Here is a 6,000-nt window from a genome sequence, read left to right as displayed (position 1 = left end):
GCGTAAACGGTGAGCAGGTCACCGTTGACGTCGACGGCGACGTGCGCCTGCTGTGGGTGCTGCGCGACATTCTCGGCATCACCGGGCCGAAGTACGGCTGCGGCATCAACGTCTGCAAAGCGTGCACCAGCCACATCAACGGCAAAGCGGTCAACCCCTGCGCGATCCCCGTCGCAGACCTCCAGCCGACCGACGAGGTCACGACCATCGAAGGGCTTCCGGCCACGGTCGGCAAGGACCTGCACCCCATGCAGCAGGCATGGCTCGACCACGACGTCGCCCAGTGCGGCTACTGCCAGCCCGGCCAGATCATGGCCGCCGTGGCACTGGTCCGCCGCGCCGCCGCCGAAGGCCGCGGAATCACCGACGCCGACCTCGACGGCCTCCGCAACATCTGCCGCTGCGGCACCTACTCTCGTATCCGCGAAGCCGTCAAAGCCGGCGCCGAGAACATGTGAGGCACAACGGCAACTGGCTGTTCGGCCCACTCCCCACCCGCGAAGCCAAAGGAGATCGGTACGGCGGTCGGTGACGTGGAGGCGCGCGAGGCCAATGTCCGGGCCGGGTATGTGATCTCCGATGTCGGCGCGTTCGGCGGGGACATCGTCAAGATCGACATGAGTCGGAGGGCCGGGTCCGGGAGTTGGGTGACGCCTCGGTGCCGTTCAGGTCCGGCACCCATACGCTGGTCTTCAGTGACGACGCGGCCGGGCTGGAGGGACAGTCCGCTGAATCAGACCTGGCGGATCCGGGGCCGCTGACCAGGACTGCGCAAGCCCCGCCGCCCGGTTGGAAGGAGGGCGGCAGGGCTTGGCTTCCGTTCGCCGGCCTCTGCCCGCTGAGGCCGGCGAACGGCCTTTCACGGTGCGGTGGACGAGAGGATCACCCGCGGGTCCAGCGTTGGTTGGTGCCGCCGGTGCATGTCCGGATCTGGATTCTGGCGTTGTTGGTCGTGGCGTTGTTGGCGACGTCCAGGCACTTGTTCGCGCCGATGGCGGTGATGGTGCCGTCAGTGTTGAAGCGCCACTTCTGGTTGTTCTGGCCGTTGCAGTCCCAGATGAGGACGTCGGTTCCGTCGGCGGTGCCGTTGTTGTTGACGTCCAGGCACTTGTTGCCGTAGACCCGCAGCTCACCGGCGGGCGTGGGGGTCCACTGCTGGTTGTTCTGGCCGTTGCAGTCCCAGATCACCACCGGGGTGCCGTTGGCCTGGGAGGCGCCGGTCACGTCCAGGCACCGGCCCGACCCCACGCCCTGGATGCGAGACGTGGAAGGCGAGGGCGTGGGATTGGGTGTGCCGCCACTGACCCGGAACACGACGGTGCCGTGGGACGGGACGCTCGCCGAGACGGTGCCGGTGGTCGTGGTGACGGCGTTCGTCCAGGCGTCGCGCAGGCTGAAGGAGTTGCCGGACAGGCCGATCGCGGAGGCGGTGGTGCTGATCGTGGTGGTGCTGCCGCCCTGGTTGAACAGGGCGACCGCGACGTCGCCGTTGCTCAGCCGTTTGGCCAGGATGCGGCGCGTGCCGTCGTTGCTGATCTGGGTGGCCTGAAGGCCGAGCGTGTCCTGGTTGATGGCGATCAGGTGTTGGTTCTTCATGATCGTGGCGGTCGCGTTGTCCATGTTGCGCACGTCGTTACCGGCGATCAAGGGCGCGGCCATGATGGCCCACAGGGCGAAGTGGCTACGCATCTCGGTGTCGTTCATGCCGCCCCGGCCGACCACCATCATGTCGGGGTCGTTGAACTGCCCCGGCGCGGCGTAGCCCGACAGCGGCGCATTGACGTTGACGATGTTCTGGATGCCCATCGGGTAGCCGTTGGTCTGGCCCGTGTCCCAGGCGTTGGTGATGTCCTCGGTCGTGCGCCAGATGTTGGCGACGTCGCCCCAGTTGCGCTGCGGCCCGGTCTTGGAATGGATGCTGTTGGGGTTGATGCTGTAGAGGATCGGTCGTCCGGTCGCCGCCAGAGCGTCCCGCATCTTGGCGAAGGTGCGCACCTGGTCGTCGATGGTGCCGGTGGGGGAGCACCAGTCGTACTTGAGATAGTCCACGCCCCAGGCCGCGAACTGCCGGGCGTCCTGGACCTCGTGGTTGAGGCTGCCGGTCGCGCCCGGGTAGGAGTTGAAGTACTGCGCGCAGGTCTTGTCCAGGGGCGCCTGGTAGAGGCCGAACTTCAGGCCCCTGGCGTGCAGGTAGTCGCCGAGCGCCTTCATCCCGCTCGGGAACCGCGACAGGTTGGCCTGGATGTTCCCGGCGGAGTCGCGGTTGGGGTCGAACCAGCAGTCGTCGACCACGACGTACTGATAGCCCAGGTCGCGCATGCCGTTGCCGACCAGGGCGTCGGCCGTCTGCCGGATCAGCGTCTCGTTGATGTTGCAGCCGAACGTGTTCCAGGTGTTCCACCCCATCGGCGGGGTACGGCCCACGCCGTTGTTCAACGCCTGTGCCGGGGTGGCCGAGGTGACCGCTGCCAGGGTCAGCATCACGGTGACGGCGGAGGCCGGCAACGCGCGTATTCGTTTCCTGCTCATTGACATCACTCCTCAGTGGACAGAGGCGGGGGAATCGGTGATCGGGCCCCTGGCGTGGGCCGGCGCCCCGCACCATGGGCCCGATCGCTACTCGGTCGAAACACGCGGCACGGTCACGGGCCGGCGCAGGTGGCCGCCGGGGTGGCCGGTACGCCGTTGCTGAGGAAGCCGAAGGTCGTGCTCGCGTTGGCGCCGAGCGAGCCGTTCCACGTCTCGTTGCGTACCGTCACGTTCGAGCCGGAGCCGGAGCGGACACCTCCCCAGATCTGGGTGATGGTCTGCGAGCCGGGCCAGATCCAGTTGACGGTCCAGCCGTTGATCGCGGAGTTGCCCGCGAGCACGGTGACCTCACCCTGAAAGCCGCCCTGCCACGAATTGGTCACCCGGATGGTCGCGGCGCACGCCCCCGTGGTCGGTCCCGACGGGGTCGGGGTCGGGGTGGGGGATGGGCTGGGAGACGGAGTGGACTGGAACTGGCTGAAGAATCTCCACGTCTCTCCCGGCAGCCATGTTCTGGAACCGCTGTCGCCGGGTGCCCCGTCCTGTGGGGCGGCGATGTGCCCCTCGTCGAAAGCGGCCCAGACGACCGGACGGCCGCCCGCGCAGCCCGAGTAAGTGGTGCTCCGATGCGTCAGGCTGCCCTGGCCGGGCTCGGGCGGGTTCTGGGCGGTGCAGCCGTTGTTCCGGACGAACCTGTCTCGCATCGACCGCCCGCCGGAGATGTTCAGCACACCGTCCCTGAGGCCGTGCGCCGCGAAGTAGGCGATCGGCTGGGTGCCGCCGCTGCATCCGCTGAGCTGTCCGCCGGAGTAGACCGCGACGGCGCGGAAGACGTCGGCCCTCGCGCAGGCGAGCGCGTAGCTCATGGCGCCGCCGTAGCTGAAGCCGAGGGCGAAACGCTGCGTTGTCTCGACGCAGAGGTCGGCCTCGATCCGCCGGATCATGTCGTCGACGAAGGTCACGTCTTCGCCGCCGCTGTTGGCCCAGCCGTTGTTGAAGCCCTGTGGCGCGACGAAGATCGTGCTTTCGCCGGCCAGTCGCTGGAGCCCGTAGTAGGACCAGACGTCGCGCTGCACGGTCTGGCCGGTGGCGACGTCGGTGGCGGTGCCGCCCAGCCAGTGGAAGCCGAAGACCAGCCGGTACGGTCGCCGGTTGTCGTAGTCGCCGGGGATTCTCAGGATGTAGCTGCGGTTCTTGCCGCTGCTCTGGATCGTGTTGGTGCCGTTCTGGAGGGTCGGCGTCCTGCCGCACCCGGCGGTCGCCGCGAGGGCGCTGCTCGACGTGCTCGCGCTCGCACTGTGACTTATCGCCACGGCACCCATGGAGAGGACGAGAAGCGCCGCGGCCGTGATGGCGGTGAGCACGGATCTGCGTCTGGACATGGGGTGACTCCTTTCTGTCCGGTCATTGGAAGGAGGCGTCGTCGATGTAGAGCCCGTCGGTTCCGGCGGCCGTCTCGACGTAGAAGGAGGCGTTGGTCAGCGTGCCGGTCCACGACACGGTCGTGGTGCCGGTCAGCTGGGTCCAGCCGTTCGTGTTCACCGTTTGCGCCGGGGTGAGCTGGAGGTAGTTCGTCGTGCCGTCGACGGTGAGCGTCAGGGTCGCCTTCGCGCTGGGAGTGCCGCTCTGCGAGCGCACCCAGACGCTCGTGGTGTAGCTCTTGCCGTTGGTCAGGGCCGACGTCACGTTCTGGTGGGGGCCCTGCCAGGCGGCCGTACGGCCGGAGTTGAGCAGGGACCGGCTGCCGGCGTGAGCCACATCGGTGGCGGAGGACAGGGTGCCGCCGGAGCTGGTCCAGCCCGCAGTGCCGTTCTCCATGGTGCCGTTGGTCAGCAGGTTCCCGCCGCTGCCGCCGTTCGGGGTGAACTGCCACCAGTTGAGGTTGAGCAGGTAACCGCTGCCGCCGGTGAAGCGGAGATACAGGTCGCGGGTTCCGGTGGCCCCGCTCACCGGGCAGGTGACGGTGGTCCAGTTCTGCCACCCGCCGGTCCCCGGGACGGCGCAGGTGCCGAGGAGCGTGCCGGTGGCGCTGCCCAGGCGGAGTTCGATGGTGCCGCCGCTCGACCCCGAGGCCACCCGGGCGGTGAAGGACGACGCCCCGGTGCCGAAGCCGATGCCCTTGACCTTGATGTTGTCGCCGTTCTCGATGAAGCCGACGTTCATGCCGCCTTCGCTGGACGGCTCGGTCTCGACGCCGGTCGCCCAGGCGATGGTCTCGGCCTCCTGGCGCACGAACGGGTTCAGCGTCCCCACCTGGGGAGGGCCGGCGGTGGTCATGTTGATGGTGGGGAAGGTGCCGTCGGCGTTGTAGGTGAATTTCTCCACGGCCACCGACCTGGTGAAACCGCCCCCGCCCGGCAGGGCGCCGTTGTGGTAGAAGAAGTACGATCCGCCGTTGAAGTCGACGATCCCGGCGTGGTTGGTGAAACTGCCGCCTTGGCGGGGCATGATCGTTCCCCGGTAGGTCCACGGCCCGGTGGCGCTGGGGGCCGTCGAGTAGCCGATGAACTCCGAGCAGCATTCGGCGGCGAACACGTTGTAGTAGAGGCCGTTGCGCTTGAAGACCCAGGGCCCCTCTTCATAGAGGGTGGGACGGCTCGTGTTGCCGCTGCGCGCGCCGAATCCCGTGGCGGTCAGCGGGATCTGGGTCGGGCTGCCGGAGAAGGAGATCATGTCGGTGTTCAGCCGGACGTACCAGAGGTTGGGGTTGCCCCAGTACAGGTAGGCCTGGCCGTTGTCGTCGATGAAGACCGTGGGGTCGATCTCGCCGTTCCTCACCAGCGGACGTCCGATGGCGTCGCGGAACGGCCCGGTCGGGTTGTCGGCGACCGCGACGCCGATGGCCATCGAGCCGGAGGCGCGGTCCCGGACCGGCACGTACCAGTAGAACCTGCCGTTGCGATAGGCGACCTGGCCCGCCCAGGCGTTGGCGTCGGCCCAGGCGAAGGTGGCCAGGTTCATCGGGGAGCCGTGGTCGGTCCAGTTCGCCATGTCCGACGACGAGTACACCCGCCATTCGCGCATGGTGAAGTACGTCGAGCCGTCCTCGTCATGGCCGGTGTACAGGTAGACGCGGCCGTTGTGGACGAGCGGCGCCGGGTCGGCGGTGTAGATGGTCTGCACGATCGGGTTGTCGGCCCTGGCCAGGGACGGCAACAACGTGGTCAGCAAGAACAGGCTCACGGTCCAGAGAACCAGGTGGCGAGATCTCCTCCTGGCCCTGCGAAGTACGGGTTTCACCTGTCGTCTCCCTCAGGCGGATGTTTGGCGGTGGCCCCGGGCGTGGCGGTTCAGGGGGTGATCAGCAGGGGGAGTCGGTCTGGGGCAACAAGCCCATGCGCCAGAGCAGGCGGCGTGATGGTGCAGATCTCATGGCGATCCTTTCGAGGGGGGACCTCAGGCTGGGGAGTGTGTGCCCGGCCCCGCATTCCGTCGCTATGTGAGCGCTGACGTTTCCGCGTGACCCGGGCG

4 protein-coding genes are annotated in these 6,000 nt (G+C 68.0%); 1 reads left to right on the top strand and 3 read right to left on the bottom strand.

Annotated features, from left to right (window positions below):
* A partial coding sequence (locus tag ABZ260_RS13750; protein ID WP_355616581.1) for a (2Fe-2S)-binding protein occupies nt 1-458 on the top strand: 458 nt, incomplete at its 5' end.
* Between the two features lie 424 nt (nt 459-882).
* Here ABZ260_RS13750 and ABZ260_RS13745 read toward each other — a convergent pair.
* The 3 genes from ABZ260_RS13745 to ABZ260_RS13735 all read right to left on the bottom strand — a co-directional run bounded on the left by ABZ260_RS13745 (nt 883) and on the right by ABZ260_RS13735 (nt 5,769).
* A complete protein-coding gene (locus tag ABZ260_RS13745) occupies nt 883-2,529 on the bottom strand; it encodes a ricin-type beta-trefoil lectin domain protein (RefSeq protein ID WP_355616579.1) in 1,647 nt (548 codons plus the stop codon).
* Between the two features lie 113 nt (nt 2,530-2,642).
* Complete coding sequence (locus ABZ260_RS13740) at nt 2,643-3,911, bottom strand: cellulose binding domain-containing protein (RefSeq protein ID WP_355616577.1); 1,269 nt, start codon at nt 3,909-3,911, stop codon at nt 2,643-2,645.
* A gap of 22 nt (nt 3,912-3,933) precedes the next feature.
* The gene (locus tag ABZ260_RS13735; protein ID WP_355616575.1) at nt 3,934-5,769 is read right to left on the bottom strand and encodes a family 43 glycosylhydrolase; all 1,836 of its coding nucleotides are present in this window, start codon (nt 5,767-5,769) and stop codon (nt 3,934-3,936) included.
* Between the last annotated feature and the right edge of the window lie 231 nt (nt 5,770-6,000).

Source organism: Streptosporangium sp. NPDC006013 (genome assembly GCF_040614275.1).
GTDB lineage: Bacteria > Actinomycetota > Actinomycetes > Streptosporangiales > Streptosporangiaceae > Streptosporangium.
Note: the sequence above shows the minus strand (reverse complement) of the source record. Positions and strands in the feature narration are given on the sequence as shown.

Excerpts from the sequence above, each read along its gene's own strand:
- ABZ260_RS13745 (WP_355616579.1), bottom strand. The coding sequence starts at position 2,529 with ATGAGCAGGAAACGAATACGCGCGTTGCCGGCCTCCGCCGTCACCGTG.
- ABZ260_RS13740 (WP_355616577.1), bottom strand. The coding sequence starts at position 3,911 with ATGTCCAGACGCAGATCCGTGCTCACCGCCATCACGGCCGCGGCGCTT.